The 829-nt window shown below is 49.3% G+C and carries 1 rRNA gene; it reads left to right on the top strand.

Features of this window, described 5'->3' with window-relative positions:
• A 23S ribosomal RNA gene (locus ELQ06_RS08510) occupies positions 1–829 on the top strand; the annotation flags it as partial.

Raw genomic sequence — 829 nt, 5'->3', positions numbered from 1 at the left:
GTGGTTCGCTTCGTACTAGGATTTACTCCGAAAGCGAAGAAACTTACAACAAAGAGTCCCTCCCGACTGTTTACCAAAAACACAGCACTCTGCTAACTCGTAAGAGGATGTATAGGGTGTGACGCCTGCCCGGTGCTCGAAGGTTAATTGATGGGGTTAGCATTAGCGAAGCTCTTGATCGAAGCCCGAGTAAACGGCGGCCGTAACTATAACGGTCCTAAGGTAGCGAAATTCCTTGTCGGTTAAATACCGACCTGCATGAATGGCGTAACGAGATGGGAGCTGTCTCAAAGAGGGATCCAGTGAAATTGTAGTGGAGGTGAAAATTCCTCCTACCCGCGGCAAGACGGAAAGACCCCGTGGACCTTTACTACAGCTTGACACTGCTATTTGGATAAGAATGTGCAGGATAGGTGGGAGGCTTTGAGTAATAGACGCTAGTTTATTATGAGCCATTGTTGAGATACCACTCTTTCTTATTTGGGTAGCTAACCAGCTTGAGTTATCCTCAAGTGGGACAATGTCTGGTGGGTAGTTTGACTGGGGCGGTCGCCTCCCAAATAATAACGGAGGCTTACAAAGGTTGGCTCAGAACGGTTGGAAATCGTTCGTAGAGTATAAAGGTATAAGCCAGCTTAACTGCAAGACATACAAGTCAAGCAGAGACGAAAGTCGGTCTTAGTGATCCGGTGGTTCTGTGTGGAAGGGCCATCGCTCAAAGGATAAAAGGTACCCCGGGGATAACAGGCTGATCTCCCCCAAGAGCTCACATCGACGGGGAGGTTTGGCACCTCGATGTCGGCTCATCGCATCCTGGGGCTGGAGCAGG

The sequence above is a fragment of the Campylobacter sp. CH246 genome, assembly GCF_004378835.1.
Taxonomy (GTDB): domain Bacteria; phylum Campylobacterota; class Campylobacteria; order Campylobacterales; family Campylobacteraceae; genus Campylobacter_D; species Campylobacter_D jejuni.
This window is presented reverse-complemented; position numbering and strand designations above follow the sequence as displayed.